The organism is Rhodospirillum sp. A1_3_36, from assembly GCF_047263945.1.
GTDB lineage: Bacteria > Pseudomonadota > Alphaproteobacteria > Rhodospirillales > Rhodospirillaceae > Rhodospirillum.
The window spans coordinates 1-16,540 of sequence record NZ_JBLAVB010000025.1 but is presented as its reverse complement, the minus strand read 5'-3'; the positions used below and the strand labels follow the sequence as shown (position 1 = coordinate 16,540).

Genomic DNA, 16,540 nt, shown 5'->3' with positions numbered 1-16,540 from the left:
CCGAGCCCAACCCGAGAGGAGCGAGGCTACCACGCGGTCCGAGTTGCGGCTGTTGACCGCGTTAGCCCCCCGTTAGCGGGTAAGGATGGGGCATCGATGCGGGACGCGCTGACTTGACCGGGCCAACCGCGCCCCGCACCCTGGGTTCGCCCGCCCACCTCAACCCCGCATGAAACCTTTCAGGCGTTTTCCTGGCGTAGGATTGCCCATAGTCGCCTCGACAGTTTCGAGGGGACGTTATGCGGCTTCATATTTTCAAATCAGGGACCCACACCGCCGAGAATGGCCAGACCCTGGCGTTCACGGAAAGCGATGTGGCGGCCACGGCCCGGGCCTACGATCCGGCCACCCATGAGGCGCCCGTCGTCGTGGGGCACCCGAAATCGGACGGCCCGGCCTACGGCTGGGTCAAGGGCTTGTCGTCCGGGCCGGAGGGACTGGTGGCGGATGTGGATCAGGTCAACCCCACCTTCCAGGAGCTGCTGGAAAAGGGCGCTTACAAGAAGGTCAGTGCGGCCTTCTACCCCCCGGACGGGCGCGGCAACCCCAAGCCCGGTACCTACTATCTCCGCCACGTCGGGTTCCTCGGTGCCCAGCCCCCTGCAATCAAGGGCTTAAAAGCCATTCAGTTCGCCGGTGGCGACGAAGACCTCGTCACCGTCCAGATCGCCTTTGCCGAGGGCGGCGGGTTGAGTGGGGCAATCGTCGGCCTCTTCAGCCGCATCCGCGATTATCTGATTGAAAAGGATGGCGCCGACGCGGCCAACAAGGTCATCGGCCAATGGGACCTGGAGGCGTTGCGTGAACCGCCGCCCCCCTCTCCAGCCTTTTCCGAGGCCGACGAAGCGCCCCCTGCCACCACCCCCATCATTCCCACACAGGAGGAGCCCACCGTGGCCGATGCCAACAAAGCGGTCGAGGATCTGGCCGCGCGTGAAAAGGCGCTCGCCGAGCGCGAAGCGACCCTCGCCACCAAGGAAGCCCTGGCCGACAAGGCCGACTGCGCCGCCTTCGCCGAGGGCCTCCTCAAGGAAGGAAAGCTGCCCCCGGCCTGCGTTCCGACAGTCACTGGTCTTCTGGCCGCCCTGCCCAAAGGGGACGGCGACATGGTGGCCTTCGCCGAGGGGGGCGAGAAGACCAGCCCCCGCGACCACCTGAAGGCCCTGCTGAAGGGCCTGGGTACCACGATCCATTTCGCCGAGGTCGGTGCCGACCAGGGTGGGCAGCCTGAGACCCTCAACCCCGAGGCCATCGCCCGCCGGGCCGTGGCCTTCCGCGAGACGGAAGCCGCCGCCGGGCGCGTCATCACCACCACTGAAGCCGTGGCCCACGTCCTGAAGGAAACCGGCATGAAGGAGACCGGCAAGTGAACCCTTTTGGCCTCATTCGCAGTTACACCGCAGGCGGTGCCATCGCCAGGAACCGCATCGTTGCTTGGTCCGCAACCGAGGGGCGGGTCGTACAGGCCAGCGCCGTCACCGACAAGCTCATGGGAGCATCCGGTGTCGTCGGCGTCACCGCCGCCGGGGATCGGTTGGATATCCACCGGTCGGAGTTCGCCAAGGTCGCATTCGGCGGGGCGGTTTCCCAGGGCGATCCCCTGACCACTGACGCCGACGGCAAGGCGGTCGCCGCCGCTCCGGCCACCGGCGTCAATGTCCACTGCCTCGGCTGGGCCGAGGTGGACGCGGTCGCCGGGGACATCGGCGAGGTGTTCATCCACCCGTTCATTCTTCAGGGAGCCTAATCCATGAGCGCCACAGGCCAATTCACGGCGGATCCTGTTCTGACCGCCATCGCCATCTCCTACAGCAACCCGGCCCATCACCTGATCGGCGCCAAGGTGCTGCCGGAAAGTCCGGTGGTCTCCGACGACTTCAAGTACAAGCAGTACGACGAGGCGGCCAACTTCACCGTACCCGACACGCGGGTCGGCTCCCGCTCCTCGGTCCGGACCATCGAGATTGGCGGCGAGGAGAAAACCGCATCAACGGCAGACTATGGCCTCGGCATTCCCTTGGACAACCGAACGATCACCAAGGCAGAAAAGGCGGGCTTCAAGCCCCGCGAGCAGGCCGTTGAGCAGGCCACCAACATTGTCCAGCTTGATCGGGAAATCCGGGTGGCCGGTCTGGTCTCAAACCCAGCCAGCTATCACCCGGCGTTGACCCAGGATATCACCGATGCCGACGACCGGATCGGCGGCGCCAATGGCAAGACCTATGAAATCCTCATGGACATGCTGGACAGCTGTTGGATGCGACCCAACCAGTTGACCATGGGTGCAGCTGTCTGGCGGGCGCTGGCCAACGACCCGGTGATTGTCAAAAAGGTGGGCGGCGCGGCGGCCGACGGGAAGAAGATCACCCCCGCCGATGTGGCCGGGGTGTTGGAGGTCAACGAGGTGCTGGTCGGCCAGTCGCGGGTGAACATCAAACGCCCAGGGCAAAACCCGGTTCTCGAGCGCGTCTGGGGCAACTTCATCGCGGGCCACTTCATCGACACATCGGCCTCGTTCATCACCGGCGGCATGACCTGGGGCGCCACGGCCAAGTATGGCACGACCCAGGCGGGCACCATTCCCATCGATATCGGCGTCGAGGGCGGCATCGTCGTTCGGTCGGTGGAGTCCGTGACGGAGGTGGTGCTTGCGCCGCTGACCGGCTTCCTGATCACCCACCCGATCACGGCGGCCTGATCCCGGGCGCCCCTGCGACCTGGACTCACAGGCCGCAGGGGCACCCACACCCAATCACCAACGCGAGGCAAAGGCAAAGCCATGGCATACGCCGCCAAGATGGACATGGTTCTGGCCTTCGGACAGGTCGAGATGGTCCAGATCACCGACATCGAGGAGCCCTACACCAACGCCATCAACGACGCCCGCCTGAGCGCCGCCTTGGACGAGGCTGCGTCCGCCGCCGATGGCTATCTGCGGGGCCGCTACAGGCTGCCCATCTCACCCGTCCCCACCGATCTGCGCCGCCGCGTCTGCGACATCGCCCGCTTTCTGCTCCACGACGACGGCACCCCCGAGACCGTAAAGGACCGCTACGACCGGGCCATGAAATGGCTGCATGACATCGCCGACGGCAAGGTCACCCTGGATGCCCCAGCCGCCACCGCAGCCGAGTCCCCCACCACCAGCGGCGCCGTCCTGGTCAGCGCCAGCCCCAGGGTATTCGGCATGGAGGACGGGCGATGACCGGAACCTCCATTGTCATCGACAGGGCCGAGATCGAGGCCGGGGCCGGGCGGCTGGAAGCCCTTGCCAACCTGAATGTCGGGGATCTGCTCGCCAAAATCGGCGGCAGTCTGGTGGCCAGTATCAGCCAGCGTTTCGAGACCGGCGTCGGGCCGGATGGCGTTCAATGGGAACCCAGCCTGCGGGCCACGGAACAGAACGGCCGGACCCTGGTTCGTCGGGGCCATCTGCGCGACAGCGTCACCCACGCTGTCACCGGCGACGCCGTCGCAGTCGGCACCAATGTCGTCTATGCCGCGATCCATCAATTCGGTGGCGAGGCTGGGCGCGAAGGCGCCACGGTCCTCCCGGCCCGCCCGTTTCTCGGCCTGTCCGAAACCGATGGCGCCGAGATCCGCGCCATCGTCGCCGACCACCTGCGCGGAGGACTTGGCGCATGACCGAAATCCAGGCCGATATCGACACCATCGAACAGGCCATTCTCGACCGCCTGATTGCCGCCGCCGCGCCCTCCGGTCCCTGGGGCTACCGGATGCCGACCATCGACAGCTATGGCGCGGAGCTGGAGGGTAACCCGGAGCTCTCCATGGCCCGGGGGCAGGCGCCCGCCATCTGGGTTGTGTTCGGTGGCGAGGAAAGCCCCGACCGCCAGGGCTTCCGGCGGCTGCGCTATTCCATCGTCGTTCTCGCCCGCAGCTACCGCAACGAGCGGGCCTCCCGGCGCGGCGACGGCACCACGCCCGGCGCCTATCAGATCCTCAAGGATGTGCGCGCCGTGCTGGCCAAGGATGACCTGGGCGGCCTGCTGGTCCGGGGTCTGGAGCATATCCGCACCCGCTCCCTGGCCAGCGGTAAGGCGGTCAAGGTCTACGCCTTCGATGTCGAGGCCAAGATCGAAGACGAGGCCGCCCATGACACCATCGACCCGGAGGCCCTGGCCGACTTCCGCCGGTTCCGTGCCGATTGGGACATCCCGCCCCATGGAAACGTCCAGCCGCCCCTGCCTGCGGCCGAGGCGGATTACCGAACCGACCTGACCCTACCCACCGACGAGGAGGCGTAAGCCGTGGCGAAGACCCTGTTCCTGAAGCCCGCGGACCCAGAGATCCCGGTTCCCGATCCCGACGGCAGGACCCTGCCCGTCGCGGGCAAGCTCCTGCCCGATACCCCCTACTGGCGGCGGCGATTGACCGAGACGGTCGTCGTCAGGGCCACCCCGCCCGCCCCGCAGAAAGCCAAGGCCGTCAAGACCCCGACCGAGGAGGCCAAATAAATGGCGATCTCCTTCGAAAAAATCCCCGTCGGCTGGCGGGTGCCCGGCCAATATGTCGAATACAACAATGAACGGGCCACCAGCGCCCTGGACGGCATGCCCTCGCGCGCGGTCATCCTCGCGCAGATGGCCGACAGCGGAACGGCGGCGGCGAACACCGCCCTGCTGACCCGCAACGCCGACCAGGCCGGACAGCTGTTCGGCGTGGGGTCCATGGCCTGGGCCATGGTTGCGGCCTTCAAGAAGGCCAACACGACAACCGAGCTCTGGGTGGTGGGCATTCCCGATGACCCGGCGGGCACCAAGGCGACCGGCGCCATCACCATCGCCACGGCTCCGACCAACACGGGGACTCTGGTCGTCACGGTCTCCGGCGCGCGGATCCGCCTCAAGGTCACCGCCACGGACAGCCTGGCCGATGTGGCCGCCGCCCTCGCCGCCGAAATCAACGGCGATGCCCAGTTGCCGGTCACCGCAGCGGTCGACGGCGTCGATCCCACCAAGGTGATCCTGACCTGCAAATGGGCCGGGCAGACCGGCAATGACATCGACCTGCGCGGCCTCTATTACGCCGATGCCATCCAGGCGCCGGGGGTCACCATGGCTTTCACGGCCATGGCGGGCGGCGCGGGCAATCCGGAAATTGACGAGGCCATCGCAGCGCTTGGGGATCGTTGGTATTCCGACGCCGTCATGGCCTATCAGGATTCCGCCAACATCCTCGCCATGGACGCCGAAGTCGAACGGCGGCGCGGCCCGATGGTCGCCATGGATATGCATTGCTGGTCGGCCCACGCCGGAAGTTACACCCTGCTCTATGGGATCGGCATGGCGCGCAACACCAGCGGCCTCACCACCATGGCGACGACGGGCTCGCCGGTACCGCCCTGGATCTGGGCGGCGGCCTATGGCGGGCAGGCGACCTTCCACCTCAAGCAAGACCCCGGCCGCCCCCTTCAGACCCTGGAGATCCCCGGCGTGCTCGCCCCCGCCGATAAGGACCAGCTCGGGCCGGAGGAACGCAATGTGCTTCTGCACAGCGGCATCGCCACCTTCACCACCGACGGCAATTCCGGCGTGGCCATCGAGCGCGCCATCACCGGCTATCGGGTCAACAAATACGGCTTCGAGGACAAGAGCTACCTGGACTGCCAAACCCTGCGCCTGCTGGCCAACCTGTCGTTTACCACGCGGGCGCGCATCGCCCAGCGCTTCCCCCGCCACAAGCTGCGCGAGGACCGCGAACAGCCCCCGGCACCGGGTACCGCCGTGGCTACCCCCCGCGTGATCAAGGGCGAGCTGTCCTGCCTGTACGACCAGTGGGCTGAGGCCGAATGGATCGAATCCGCCGACCAGCTGCGCAAGGACGCCATCGTCCAGATCAACGCCGACGACCGGAACACGGTCGACACGCTTCTGCCACCGGACATCATCAACCAGTTCCGCGTCTTCAAGGCGCGGATCGACTTCATCCTTTAACGTTAAGGGAAGGCCCATCAAATGGCGAAGATCCTGGGTATCGCCGAGGTTCGGTTCAACGGCGAAGTGCTGGAGACCCAGCCCGGCGCGGAACTGACCCTTGGCGGCTACATCAAAAAGCCCCGCTCCGGTCACGTCTTCCATGGCAACTCCACGGCCTATGAAAACGGCAAGGTCTCCGGCGAGATCATGCTGAAGAAGGGCCTCTCCCTGGCCAGGATCCGCGAGATCGAGGAGGCCACCCTGGTCTTCAGCTGCGACAGCGGCCAGGTCTACAGCTCGGCGTCGATGGCCACGTCGGAGGCTCTGACCGTCACAGACGGCGGAGACAGCAAGGTCAAGGTCACCCTGGAAGGGGCGCATTTCGAGGAGATCACCGAATGATCACCGTCACCCTGACCGACGGCCTGACCGTCGGCGATGTCACCCACACCGAAGTCGAACTGCGCAAGCTGTCTGCGGGCGACATTCTGGACGCGACCGAAGCCGCCGAACGGGCTGTGGCCACCCCGGCGGGTTGGGTCCTGCTGGTCTCCGACGCCCGCGCTGGTGTCGAGATCCTGCGCCGCCAGATCGCCCGGATCGGCGACCACAAGGGGCCACTGTCACTGGCGGAGTTCCGCAAGCTGTCCGAGGCCGACCTGGGCATCATCCGCAATGCGGCGACGCACCTGGATGCGGCTCAAGTCGACGCGGAGGCCCTGGCCGCCCGGGGGCGAAGCGAAGGGGCTGGCAAAACAGCTTGAGCCACTGGTCCTGGCCCTGTCCACGCGGGTCGGCTGGACCCGAACTGAAGTCCTGGCCCTGAGCCCTGCGGCTATCGCCCGCGAGGTTAATCAATTGATAAAGTGGAAGGCCCCCGGCCATGTCTGATCTGCGCCTTCAACTCATTCTCGATCTGGGGGGCAACCTCGCTGCCCGCGCCGCCGAAGCTGCCCGGCGGCTGAGACGACTAGGCACGGATACTCAGCAGTCCATGGCCATGGCCAACCGGGCGGCGGCAGGGTTTGACCGGGGCTTGAGCAAGCTGGGCAATCGCTACACGGGGTTCTTAAGTGCTGCTGGGATCGGCGTGGCCGTGAAGGGCGTGGGCTCTCTTGATGACCGGATGAGGCGGCTCGGGATCGAATCTGGAAAGTCGGACGAGAAGATCGCAGCGCTGAAAAGCCGGATATTCGAAGTCGCCAACATGCCTGATATCCGCCTCGACCCGGATCAATTGATATCCGCCTTGGAGGAGGTCCAGGGCCTGACCGGGAATCTGGATTTCGGGGTAGATGCCCTGCGCGAGGTCGGCCTGGCCTTACAAGGGACAGGCGCCGACGGGTCAGCGCTCGGCAAAGTCTTGTCCACCATGAATTTAACGATGGACATTAAAAGCACAGACGATGTGCGGGCTGCCCTGGCCGTTATGATCGGCCAGGGCAAGGAAGGTGCCTTTGTCTTCCGTGAGCTGGCCGGAGAAGGTCCATCGGCCATGGCCGCCATCGCATCAAGCGGGAGGCGTGGGGTGGGGGCGCTTCGGGAAATGGGCGCGGTGCTCCAAGCGCTCCGCCCAAACTTCGGTGGTCCGGCAGAAGTAGTGACCGCCTATGAGGCTTTCTTCGAGACGTTGCAAAACGGGAAGAATATCGAATTTCTAAAAGCCAATGGAATCGATATTTGGGAGGATGAAGCGAAGGGCATCATGAAGTCCTTCCCAACCCTGACCCGCGCAATAATGCAGGCCACGGGCGGGGATGTTGTCCAGTTAGGTCAAGTCTTCAGCGATACTGCCCTGAAAGCGATGTTGCCATTCGCAAATCAATGGAGGACGCTGGGCGATCTCCCGAGCCTCGATAAATTCATGGCGGTCGACGGCGATTTTTCTCAGGTCTCGGCGGACAGTGCCCGCGCTGCGGAAGGCTTCGGTGCGGCACTCCAATCGCTAACGACCGCTGCGAACCAGTTCGCGAATACCGAACTCTCCGGGCCGGTGGCTGATCTGGCCGATGCCATTGGATCTCTAGACCCTGCGGAACTTCAGGAATATCTGGAGCTAGCCAAACAGATCGCCATGGTCGGCGGCGGTCTGGTCGGGGCCAACATGCTTGCGCGGAATTTTACGGGTAAAGGAATCGGTCAGTTGACCGTCGCCGGGGCAGGCCGGTTGTTCGGTCGACGCCCACCCCCACCGCCCGATCCACCGCCACCACCGCCACCACCCGGAGGCGGAGGCGGCGGCCCAGGCCCAAACGCATTGCAGCGAGTACAGGTCACCAACTGGCCGACCGGACTGCAGGGGCAAGGGAACCGGGGGGCGAACCCACCGACTCCGCCCAGACCACCCGGCCCACCCGGCCCACCGTCTGGTGGCCCAGGTCCAGGCGGCGCTGGTGTTCAGCGGGTCCGGGTGAGCAACTGGCCGCCCGGACTGCGCAGTCGAAGCGGCCGGGGACCAAACCCGCCGGTTCCGCCCAGGCCGCCCACACCGCCGGTGCCTCGTCTTCAGCGAGTACAGGTCACCAACTGGCCGACCGGACTGCGGGGGCAAGGGAACCGGGGGGCGAACCCACCGACTCCGCCCAGACCACCCGGCCCACCCGGCCCACCGTCTGGTGGCCCAGGTCCAGGTGGCGCTGGTGTTCAGCGGGTCCGGGTGAGCAACTGGCCGCCCGGACTGCGCAGTCGAAGCGGCCGGGGACCAAACCCGCCGGTTCCGCCCAGGCCGCCCACACCTCCGGTGCCTCGTCTTCAGCGAGTACAGGTCACCAACTGGCCGCCCGCGCTGCTCTCTGGCGGAAGCCGGGGGCCGATTCCCCCGCCGCCAGGACCAGTCCCCCCCGCCCCTGGGCCAGGGCCGGGGGGGCGCGGCAGGGGACTGCTTAACAGCGCCGGTCGAGCCGCCGGTGCGGCCGGTGTGGCCATGGCTGCAACGCAGCTGGCCGCCGCCGCCATCGAAGGCGATGGCCGGGGCGCGGCGGGGGCGGGGGGATCCATGGCGGGGGCCTGGGCGGGAGGGGCTGCCGGTGCAGCTATCGGAACCATGCTTCTGCCGGGCATCGGCACGGCCATTGGCGGTGGGATTGGTGCCATCGGCGGTGCCATCGGCGGCGAGGAGCTGGCCACTAGCCTGTATGACACATTGGGTCGTCTCTTCTCCGACAATGGAAAGAACAGTGAGCCCGTCAGTGGAGAAATTGTGGTCCGTGTCGAGTCGGCCGAGGGTACCACGGCTCAGGTGCGCGGCGTGAAGCGCCACCGCGGTCCCGTTGACCTCGCCGCCGAAGCCAGAACCGGCGCGACGATGGGAGGGGGGTGATGCGGGCCCTACCAGTGATCGGTGGGATTTGGAGCGGGAAGTTTCAGCGGCTCCGGCAGGACGAAGGGGTCAAGCGGCGTGAAGTAGACCGCGCCATCCTGTTCGGCACGAATATCCCAACCACAGCGATCCTGCGCCATCGGTCCCCAAGCCGCGATGCCCGCGTCGCTGCCGTCCGCCGCGACACCCACCGCGTACTGCATGGTGCTGTCTCTCGGATAGAGCGGCGCCACAAAAATCATGACGTGCCGCCCCCAGGCCTGTTGAGGCTTAAGGGGACTTGTGGCCTCGTGAACCTGGGCCTCGATTTTGTAAACACTGTTGGGGTGCAGGCCGTGACAGGCCTTGAAAAACTGATCAACAGCCGCTCGGACGGGGGGCTCATCCCAGATACTCACATTAAGGCTGGTCTCGCCCACCGAAATCTCGGCACGGTCATCCGCCGCCAAAGCCAACCCAACCACCATCGCGGCCATCGCCGTCCCCAGAATCATCGCCCGCATCGGTTCCTCCTCCCTGTTCAATCGCGCCGGGAGTGTATGGCATGAGCACTTGGAAAGGCAAGGCGCGACCGACCTGGTCGCTGCGGGGCGTTCCTGTCTGGTGGACCGAGAATGACCTGACCGCCGGGCGCCGCATCGTCGAGCATAAATACCCCGGTCAGGACGTCCTGGGCACCGAAGACATGGGCCGCGCCCCCCGGCGCTTCACCCTGTCTGGAGAGCTGCTCGGCGCCGATGTCTTCGAGCAGCAGGAGCGCCTGCTCAAGGCCGTCGAGACCAAGGGACCGGCCAAGCTCGTCCATCCCTATATGGGCGAGATCATGGTGGTGGTCGCCGAAAGCGGCCTGAGCTTGCGCTATTCCACCAAGGAAGGCGGCATGGTCTCCGTCCGCCTGACCTGCGTCCGGCATGACCAGAGCAGGCAGGCCGCAGGTCCCACGGCCCAACCGGCAACCGAAATCCTGGCGAGCCGGGCCTCGGTCTCCCTTGGGGACAGCTTCGATGCTTTCATCGCCCGCAATCTCCGGCTCTCGGGCCTGCCGGGCTGGGTTCAGGCCGCCGCCGCCGCTACCCTTGACGGCCTCCAGGCCCTGCCCCCCTGGACCATCGCCCGCCTCGCCTCGCCAGAGCTGATCGCCGCCGGTGGCCCGGCCGTCGCCGCCGGTCTGAGGGCGCTGGTCACCCCGACGCGGATCGCCTCTGTCGAGGGGATCGACGGGACCGCCCCGATCGACGCTGTCGGTGCCCTCCCCTTTGCCCGCCAGGCCCTGACCCTGGCGACCCGGGCCGCCGCGATGGCGCCGGTCTCGCTGGTGGGGGGTACGGCCAACCGGACCCTTGCCCTGGCCAATGGCGCCGTGCTGGCCCGGGGGCTGTCGGGTTTCGCGCTGTCCGCCGCCGCCCAGGCTGCGGCCCGCGCCCGCCCCGAAAGCGCCCAGATCGCAGAAGCCTTGATGGGGAGCGTCTCCTCTGCCCTGACCGAGGCCATGTGGGAGGCCGACGACGACACCTATCACGCCCTGGCCCAGGCCCGGGCCGCCGTGATCACCCATCTGACGGCAACGGCGGCAGGCCTGCCCCAACGCACCCTCTGGACGCCCGAGGCGCCCACGCCGGTGATGACCGCCGCGCATAGGCTCTACGGCGACGACCCGGCCATGGTCCTGCGGGGGATCGAAGACCTACCCGCGAGAAACCGCCTCCGCCACCCCCTGTTCCCAGAAACGGGCGCCCCCCTGGAGGTGCTGAGCCATGTGTAACGGAGCGAGCGAAGCGAGGGACTGGGCCGTTGAGACCCCGGGCCGCAAGGCCCGTAAGCCAAGCCGGAGGCGCCCGGCGCCTGAGGGCCTGAAAAACGGAGCGAGCGAAGCGAGGGACTGGGCCGTTGAGGCCCCGGGCCGCAAGGCCCGTAAGCCAAGCCGGAGGCGCCCGGCGTTTGAGGGCCTGAAAAATGGAGCGAGCGAAGCGAGGGACTGGGCCGTTGAGGCCCCGGGCCGCGAGGCCCGTAAGCCAAGCCGGAGGCGCCCGGTGCTTGAGGGCCTGAAAAACGGAGCGAGCGAAGCGAGGGACTGGGCCGTTGAGGCCCCGGGCCGCGAGGCCCGTAAGCCAAGCCGGAGGCGCCCGGTGCTTGAGGGCCTGAAAAACGGAGCGAGCGAAGCGAGGGACTGGGCCATTGAGGCCCCGGGCCGCAAGGCCCGTAAGCCAAGCCGGAGGCGCCCGGCGTTTGAGGGCCTGAAAAACGGAGCGAACGAAGCGAGGGACTGGGTCGTTGAGGCCCCGGGCCGCAAGGCCCGTAAGCCAAGCCGGAGGCGCCCGGCGCTTGAGGGCCTGAAAAATGACTGACACCCTCGCCCTCACCATCGACGGCCAGATCTGGACTGGCTGGACCGATATCGAGATCACCGGCGCCATCGACCGCATGGCCTGGGAGTTCAAGGTCGGCATCACGGAGACCGACCCCGATGGCGAAATCCGGCAGGCCTTCGGCCCCCAGGCCGCAGTCCAGGTCCACGCGGGCGAAGACCTGCTGGTCACCGGTTTCCTTGACGCCTGCGAACCCAGCTATGACGACGGCTCCCATGGCATCGCGCTCCGGGGGCGCTCGGCGACCGGCGATCTGGTTGACTGCTCGGTCCTTGCCGAGCCCAGCCAGTGGCGCAACATCGCCATCGATGCCCTGGCCCGGGTCCTCTGCAAGCCCTTCGGCATCGCCGTGCGGCTGGAAGGGGACGCGGGCCCGCCGATCCGCCAGTTCCAAATCGAGGAGGGCGAAACCGTCCATGCGGCCATCGAGCGGGCCTGCCGCTGGCGCGGCCTCCTGCCCACCGCAGGCCCCGACGGCGCCCTGGTGCTGACCACCGGCGGGGCCGGAGGAGCGACCGGCGACGTCCTCGACCCCACCGCCAGCCCCCCCCGCATCAAGGCGGCCTCCGGCCAATATGATGTCACGGGGCGTTTCTCGACATATGTCGGCAAAGGCCAGGGCACTCTGGAAGACGGATGGAACGTCAAGGCCGTTGCCCATCCCCGTGCCCGGGTGGTCGACCCCGAAATCACCCGCTACAGACCCCTGCTTCTGGTCGGCGAGGAGCTGTCCGACAACATCACCCTGACCGACCGCCTGTCCTGGGAGGCCCGTGTCCGGGCCGGGCGCAGCCGCACAGCGACGGTCACCGTTCAGGGGTGGCGGGATGCCTTCGGAAAACTCTGGCGCCCCAACACCACCGTCCATCTGGTCGACGACTGGCTGGCCATCGACCTGGACCTGCTGATCACCGCCGTCGCCTTCCGGCGCAGCGACGACGGCGGCACGGTGACCGAGCTGACATTGGCCCATCCCGACGCCTGGATCCCCGAACCGGGATCGGAAACGGTCCCGGCAACCCAAGCCATAGGGTGGCACAATCCATGATGACGGGGCTCTCCCACGCCATCGCCGCAGGCACCGCCAGCCTCAAGCGCCGGATGGCCACCATGATCCGTCTGGCCCGGTTGACCGCCGTCGACAGCGGCAAAGCCACCCAGTGCCTCCAGGCCGAGGTGTTTGCCGGCGAGCTGCATGACAACGTGAAGCACCTGGAGCCTTACGGGTTCACCAGCCACCCCTTGACCGGGGCCGAAGCCCTCCTGGTCTTCCCCGGCGGGGTCAATTCCAACCCCGTGGCCCTGGTGGTGGGCGGGCGCACCTATCGCCTGCAGGGCCTCAAGGGGGGCGAAGTGGCGCTCTACGACGACCAGGGCCAGAAGATCGTGGTCGAACGCGACCGGATCCTGATCCACAGCGACCGCCCCGAGGGGCTGAAGGTCGAGGCCCCCAAGGTGGTGGTCGAAAGCCCCGACATCAGCCTGGGGTCAGAGGGCGGCCCCCGGGTGGCCCGGGTCGGCGACCTGGTCAACGTCCAGTATGGATCCTCGGCGGGCCTCCACCCCATTGTCACCGGCAGCGAGAAGGTTACAGCCACATGAGCGACCTGTTTTTACACTGGCGCAGCGCCCTCTGGGCCGCCGATCTGGTCGTCACCGACGGCGGTGACCTGCTCCTCGATGGCGGGCTCGAAACCGCCGTCACCCTCTCCCTGTTCACCGACGCCCGGGCCGATGACGACGACGCGCTGCCCGCAGGCGCAGGCACCGACCGGCGGGGCTGGTGGGGCGATGCCCTGCCGATGATCGATGGCTATCGGCTGGGCTCCAGACTGTGGCTCCTGTCGCGGGAAAAGATCACGGCCCGGACCCTGGAGCGCGCCAAACACTACGCCGAAGAGGCCCTGGCCTGGATGATCCCATCCGGTCTCGCCAAGGCCGTCACCGTCACCGTGGACCGCACCGACAGCGACGGGCTCGGCCTTCACGTCACAATCACCCGGCCCGATGGCGAGGTCAGCTACCGCTACGACCAGGTCTGGCAGGCTCAAAGCGAAAAGGAGGCGGCCTGATGGCCTTTTACCGTCCAACCCTGAAGACCCTCGTTGACCGCATCGGTGCCGATTTCGATGGCTGGCTGGAGGGCTCGGCGGCCAGGCTCAAGGTGGCCGTGGTCCAGGTATTGGCCCGGGTCCATGCGGGCATCGCCCATGGCCTCTATGCCTTCATCGGCTGGGTCGCGAACCAAATCCTCCCCGATACCGCCGAGGCCGAATACCTGGAGCGGCATGCGGACCTCTGGGGGATCACCCGTGTCGGCGCGGTCCCGGCCAGCGGCACTGCTTCCGTCGCGACGACGGTGATCGGCGCGGTCATCCCCGCCGGGGCGGTGCTGCGGCGGGGCGATGCGGTCCCATTCACGGTGACCGAGGAGGTCACGGTCAGCGGCGCCACCACCCCCCTGCCCATCGCCTGCGCGGTGGCCGGTCAGACCGGCAATACGGAGGCCGGTGTGCCCCTGTCCCTGATCCAGCCGGTGGAAGGCGTGGGGACCTTGGCAACGGTCGTTGCCGTCGAGGGTGGCGCCGATGCCGAGACCGACGCCAGCCTGTTCACCCGCCTGGATGGCCGACGGAAATCACCGCCGCACGGCGGGGCCACTCACGACTATCTGGCCTGGACCAGATCGGTCATCGGCGGCGAGGGCAAGGTTTGGGTCAAAAACTGGGTGGACGATCCGGAGTTGGCCCCGGGCAGGGTCATTCTGCGCTTCATGATGCCCGACGGCACCATCCCCACCGCCGAGACCGTCGCCGCCGTCGCAGAGCGGATCGAGACCAGCCCGGACCCCGTCTTTCCCGAGGACTGCCGCCCGGTGACCGCCAAGGTCTCGGTCCTTGCGCCGGTTGCCGCGCCGCTGGCCCTCGACATTTCCGGCCTGAACCCCGGCAACGGGACCGTCAAGGCGGCGGTGGAGGCGGAACTGGCCGACCTGCTGTTCAGGGAAGCCGAGCCCGGCGGAACCCTGCTGATCTCGCATATCCGCGAGGCGATTTCGACGGCGGCGGGGGAATACGACCACGTCCTTGTCCAGCCGACCGCAAACGTCACCGTCCTGCCCGGCGAGATCACGACCCTTGGAGAGGTGACCTGGTCATGAGCCTTCTTTCGCCCATCATCACCCGGACCGCCGCCGCCTATCTTTCGGCGATCCTGCGCCTGCTGCCGGTTGGGGCGGCCTGGCCCCGGTCTCCCGCGTCGTCGCTCTATAAAATCTGCGCTGCGAGCGCCGAGGAATACGCCCGTCTCGACTGGCGCACCTCCCGGCTGATGGAGGAGGCTGATCCGCGCACGGTCACCGAACTGCTCGATGAATGGGAGGCCGCCTTTGGCCTGCCCGACCCCTGCGCCGGTCAGGCCGCCACCATCGTCGAGCGTCGGGAGCGTTTGGTGGCCAAGGTCACCATGGTCGGGGGCCAGTCCATTCCCTACTACCTGGGTCTGGCCGCAAAGCTGGGCTTTACGATCACCGTGGCCGAGCACAAGACCCTGCAATGTGGCGATCCCTGCGGCTCGAATTTGGGCGGCTGGGCCTGGAATTTCGTCTGGGACATCCATGCGGCCCAGACGAACTACCGCCACCTCTGTGCCGGTATCGGCCGGGCTGGAGAACCCCTCGCAACCTGGGGAAATGAGGTCCTGGCCTGCATGATCCATCGCTTAAAGCCTGCCCACACCCACGTCCGCTTCATTTACAACTAGGAGGTCCAAATGGACTACCCCTCAAACCCGGATGTCCGTCTGCTCGGCGGCAAATTCACCGACGGCAATCCCCTAACCGATACCCCACCAAGCTGGATTCCAGCCGACTGGATGAACGCGATGAGTGATGAAGTCATCGAGGTGATCCAGGGATTAGGAGGCCTCGTCCCCGCCGAGGAGGATCGAACACAGCTTCGACAGGCCATTGATCACGCCATCGCAACCCGGCTCCTTGGACGATCCATGGGCATGACGATGATCACGGCCACGACCACCTTCGTGCCTGGAGATCACGGTATTTCAGAGACCATACCGCTGATTGTATCCCTATGGGGAGCGGGTGGCGGCGCATCGAGCCTGAGTGGAGGAGCTGGTGGGGCAGGTGGAGCTGGAGGCTGGGCCATGGCGACGGTCATGGCCAGCGAAGTGGTCGTGACCGTCGGCTCAGGCGGCGATGGGCTGGAGGATGGCGACTTTGGGCTATCGGGCGGGACCACCAGCTGGGGTTCCCTTTTCGCGGCAACGGGCGGTCAAGGGGGGCGCCTCGGGGGCGGCGCCCCTGGTGGCCCAACCGGGGCTTATGACCTGGGCCTGATTGGTGGGGCTGGGGATGATTTGGTCATAGGCGATGGCAGTCAGCCAATCGCAAGGGGCGGAGCCGCTCCCTTCCTAGGGCTGGGAGGTCCAGTCAGCGTCGACGCCCCCCTCGGAGCAGGAGGCTCGGTTTTGCTCATACCACCAAATTCGAACCAAGCAGGCGACGGCGGAGCCGGACTGGCCCTGGTTTTCTGGCCGAAATAAACAGGAGGGAAGATGATGAACTATGCGCGGATGAATAAAGACGGCCTGGTGGTCGAGGTCATAGAGCTGGGGGATGGGGTCGATGTCTCGACCCGGTATCCGGCGGATCTCGGGTTTATGCCTTGCCCCGCAACAGTCAGGCAGGGCTGGCAGTTTGACGGCGACACATGGTCTCCGTCACCGGCTCCCGACCCGGCGGTGATGCGTGGCGCAGCCTCTGCGGCGATTGACCCGGAAAAGTCACGGGACCATCGCCCGACCTTAGAAAATATGAATGATAACAGTGAATTAGGTTATCATGGGGGGAGCGTGAAAATTTACAGGGTGTTTTTCGGGAATGCGTTTTTTCGATC

At 66.7% G+C, this 16,540-nt stretch carries 20 protein-coding genes; 19 read left to right on the top strand and 1 reads right to left on the bottom strand.

From position 1 onward, the window contains the following. Positions 1-239: 239 nt before the first annotated feature. The 11 genes from ACLIRY_RS24120 (at position 240) to ACLIRY_RS24070 (ending at position 9,258) form a co-directional block, all read left to right on the top strand. Complete coding sequence (locus tag ACLIRY_RS24120) at positions 240-1,370, top strand: hypothetical protein (RefSeq protein WP_413207980.1); 1,131 nt, start codon at positions 240-242, stop codon at positions 1,368-1,370. Next, on the top strand, positions 1,367-1,747 hold the full coding sequence (locus ACLIRY_RS24115) for a DUF2190 domain-containing protein (RefSeq protein WP_413207979.1): 381 nt from the start codon (positions 1,367-1,369) through the stop codon (positions 1,745-1,747). The genes ACLIRY_RS24120 and ACLIRY_RS24115 overlap by 4 nt, the downstream gene beginning before the upstream one ends. A gap of 3 nt (positions 1,748-1,750) precedes the next feature. Beyond that, positions 1,751-2,698 (top strand): hypothetical protein, encoded by a 948-nt coding sequence (locus ACLIRY_RS24110; protein WP_413207978.1) that lies wholly within the window; start codon positions 1,751-1,753, stop codon positions 2,696-2,698. A gap of 81 nt (positions 2,699-2,779) precedes the next feature. Beyond that, positions 2,780-3,205 (top strand): gp436 family protein, encoded by a 426-nt coding sequence (locus tag ACLIRY_RS24105; protein WP_413207977.1) that lies wholly within the window; start codon positions 2,780-2,782, stop codon positions 3,203-3,205. After that, entirely contained in the window at positions 3,202-3,645 is a 444-nt protein-coding gene (locus ACLIRY_RS24100; RefSeq protein ID WP_413207976.1) for a phage virion morphogenesis protein, read from the top strand. Before ACLIRY_RS24105 ends, ACLIRY_RS24100 begins: the two co-directional genes overlap by 4 nt. After that, the gene (locus ACLIRY_RS24095; protein ID WP_413207975.1) at positions 3,642-4,268 is read left to right on the top strand and encodes a phage protein Gp37; all 627 of its coding nucleotides are present in this window, start codon (positions 3,642-3,644) and stop codon (positions 4,266-4,268) included. The genes ACLIRY_RS24100 and ACLIRY_RS24095 overlap by 4 nt, the downstream gene beginning before the upstream one ends. A gap of 3 nt (positions 4,269-4,271) precedes the next feature. Then, the gene (locus ACLIRY_RS24090) at positions 4,272-4,478 is read left to right on the top strand and encodes a DUF2635 domain-containing protein (RefSeq protein WP_413207974.1); all 207 of its coding nucleotides are present in this window, start codon (positions 4,272-4,274) and stop codon (positions 4,476-4,478) included. Further along, complete coding sequence (locus ACLIRY_RS24085) at positions 4,479-5,957, top strand: phage tail sheath subtilisin-like domain-containing protein (protein WP_413207973.1); 1,479 nt, start codon at positions 4,479-4,481, stop codon at positions 5,955-5,957. A gap of 21 nt (positions 5,958-5,978) precedes the next feature. Beyond that, positions 5,979-6,341 carry a phage tail tube protein gene (locus tag ACLIRY_RS24080; protein ID WP_413207972.1) on the top strand — a complete coding sequence of 121 codons (363 nt, stop codon included), beginning with the start codon at positions 5,979-5,981 and terminating at the stop codon, positions 6,339-6,341. Further along, positions 6,338-6,703 (top strand): phage tail assembly protein, encoded by a 366-nt coding sequence (locus tag ACLIRY_RS24075; protein ID WP_413207971.1) that lies wholly within the window; start codon positions 6,338-6,340, stop codon positions 6,701-6,703. The genes ACLIRY_RS24080 and ACLIRY_RS24075 overlap by 4 nt, the downstream gene beginning before the upstream one ends. 119 nt (positions 6,704-6,822) lie before the next feature. Beyond that, positions 6,823-9,258, top strand: coding sequence for a hypothetical protein (locus ACLIRY_RS24070; RefSeq protein WP_413207970.1), 2,436 nt, complete (start codon positions 6,823-6,825; stop codon positions 9,256-9,258). An 8-nt stretch (positions 9,259-9,266) separates the two neighbouring features. Here the strand turns inward: ACLIRY_RS24070 and ACLIRY_RS24065 are convergent, their stop codons facing one another. Then, positions 9,267-9,761 (bottom strand): hypothetical protein, encoded by a 495-nt coding sequence (locus ACLIRY_RS24065; protein WP_413207969.1) that lies wholly within the window; start codon positions 9,759-9,761, stop codon positions 9,267-9,269. A gap of 41 nt (positions 9,762-9,802) precedes the next feature. Between ACLIRY_RS24065 and ACLIRY_RS24060 the strand changes: the two genes are divergently transcribed. From ACLIRY_RS24060 to ACLIRY_RS24025, 8 genes are all read left to right on the top strand, one after another. Then, positions 9,803-11,020: a DNA circularization protein gene (locus ACLIRY_RS24060; RefSeq protein ID WP_413207968.1), complete on the top strand. Its 1,218-nt coding sequence runs from the start codon at positions 9,803-9,805 to the stop codon at positions 11,018-11,020. A gap of 575 nt (positions 11,021-11,595) precedes the next feature. Continuing rightward, on the top strand, positions 11,596-12,672 hold the full coding sequence (locus ACLIRY_RS24055; RefSeq protein ID WP_413207967.1) for a phage baseplate assembly protein: 1,077 nt from the start codon (positions 11,596-11,598) through the stop codon (positions 12,670-12,672). Then, positions 12,669-13,226, top strand: a complete 558-nt coding sequence (locus ACLIRY_RS24050) for a phage baseplate assembly protein V (RefSeq protein WP_413207966.1) — start codon at positions 12,669-12,671, stop codon at positions 13,224-13,226. The genes ACLIRY_RS24055 and ACLIRY_RS24050 overlap by 4 nt, the downstream gene beginning before the upstream one ends. Then, positions 13,223-13,696, top strand: coding sequence for a phage GP46 family protein (locus ACLIRY_RS24045; protein WP_413207965.1), 474 nt, complete (start codon positions 13,223-13,225; stop codon positions 13,694-13,696). The genes ACLIRY_RS24050 and ACLIRY_RS24045 overlap by 4 nt, the downstream gene beginning before the upstream one ends. Further along, positions 13,696-14,784 carry a baseplate J/gp47 family protein gene (locus tag ACLIRY_RS24040; RefSeq protein WP_413207964.1) on the top strand — a complete coding sequence of 363 codons (1,089 nt, stop codon included), beginning with the start codon at positions 13,696-13,698 and terminating at the stop codon, positions 14,782-14,784. The genes ACLIRY_RS24045 and ACLIRY_RS24040 overlap by 1 nt, the downstream gene beginning before the upstream one ends. Continuing rightward, a complete protein-coding gene (locus ACLIRY_RS24035) occupies positions 14,781-15,386 on the top strand; it encodes a YmfQ family protein (RefSeq protein ID WP_413207963.1) in 606 nt (201 codons plus the stop codon). The genes ACLIRY_RS24040 and ACLIRY_RS24035 overlap by 4 nt, the downstream gene beginning before the upstream one ends. 9 nt (positions 15,387-15,395) lie before the next feature. After that, positions 15,396-16,187: a hypothetical protein gene (locus ACLIRY_RS24030; RefSeq protein ID WP_413207962.1), complete on the top strand. Its 792-nt coding sequence runs from the start codon at positions 15,396-15,398 to the stop codon at positions 16,185-16,187. 12 nt (positions 16,188-16,199) lie between these two features. Beyond that, positions 16,200-16,540: hypothetical protein (locus tag ACLIRY_RS24025; RefSeq protein WP_413207961.1), on the top strand; the 341-nt coding region annotated here is incomplete at its 3' end.

Excerpts from the sequence above, each read along its gene's own strand:
- ACLIRY_RS24100 (WP_413207976.1), top strand. The coding sequence starts at position 3,202 with ATGACCGGAACCTCCATTGTCATCGACAGGGCCGAGATCGAGGCCGGG.
- ACLIRY_RS24030 (WP_413207962.1), top strand. The coding sequence starts at position 15,396 with ATGGACTACCCCTCAAACCCGGATGTCCGTCTGCTCGGCGGCAAATTC.
- ACLIRY_RS24110 (WP_413207978.1), top strand. The coding sequence starts at position 1,751 with ATGAGCGCCACAGGCCAATTCACGGCGGATCCTGTTCTGACCGCCATC.
- ACLIRY_RS24085 (WP_413207973.1), top strand. The coding sequence starts at position 4,479 with ATGGCGATCTCCTTCGAAAAAATCCCCGTCGGCTGGCGGGTGCCCGGC.
- ACLIRY_RS24040 (WP_413207964.1), top strand. The coding sequence starts at position 13,696 with ATGGCCTTTTACCGTCCAACCCTGAAGACCCTCGTTGACCGCATCGGT.
- ACLIRY_RS24075 (WP_413207971.1), top strand. The coding sequence starts at position 6,338 with ATGATCACCGTCACCCTGACCGACGGCCTGACCGTCGGCGATGTCACC.
- ACLIRY_RS24055 (WP_413207967.1), top strand. The coding sequence starts at position 11,596 with ATGACTGACACCCTCGCCCTCACCATCGACGGCCAGATCTGGACTGGC.
- ACLIRY_RS24065 (WP_413207969.1), bottom strand. The coding sequence starts at position 9,761 with ATGCGGGCGATGATTCTGGGGACGGCGATGGCCGCGATGGTGGTTGGG.
- ACLIRY_RS24060 (WP_413207968.1), top strand. The coding sequence starts at position 9,803 with ATGAGCACTTGGAAAGGCAAGGCGCGACCGACCTGGTCGCTGCGGGGC.
- ACLIRY_RS24070 (WP_413207970.1), top strand. The coding sequence starts at position 6,823 with ATGTCTGATCTGCGCCTTCAACTCATTCTCGATCTGGGGGGCAACCTC.
- ACLIRY_RS24080 (WP_413207972.1), top strand. The coding sequence starts at position 5,979 with ATGGCGAAGATCCTGGGTATCGCCGAGGTTCGGTTCAACGGCGAAGTG.
- ACLIRY_RS24050 (WP_413207966.1), top strand. The coding sequence starts at position 12,669 with ATGATGACGGGGCTCTCCCACGCCATCGCCGCAGGCACCGCCAGCCTC.
- ACLIRY_RS24095 (WP_413207975.1), top strand. The coding sequence starts at position 3,642 with ATGACCGAAATCCAGGCCGATATCGACACCATCGAACAGGCCATTCTC.
- ACLIRY_RS24105 (WP_413207977.1), top strand. The coding sequence starts at position 2,780 with ATGGCATACGCCGCCAAGATGGACATGGTTCTGGCCTTCGGACAGGTC.
- ACLIRY_RS24045 (WP_413207965.1), top strand. The coding sequence starts at position 13,223 with ATGAGCGACCTGTTTTTACACTGGCGCAGCGCCCTCTGGGCCGCCGAT.
- ACLIRY_RS24120 (WP_413207980.1), top strand. The coding sequence starts at position 240 with ATGCGGCTTCATATTTTCAAATCAGGGACCCACACCGCCGAGAATGGC.
- ACLIRY_RS24035 (WP_413207963.1), top strand. The coding sequence starts at position 14,781 with ATGAGCCTTCTTTCGCCCATCATCACCCGGACCGCCGCCGCCTATCTT.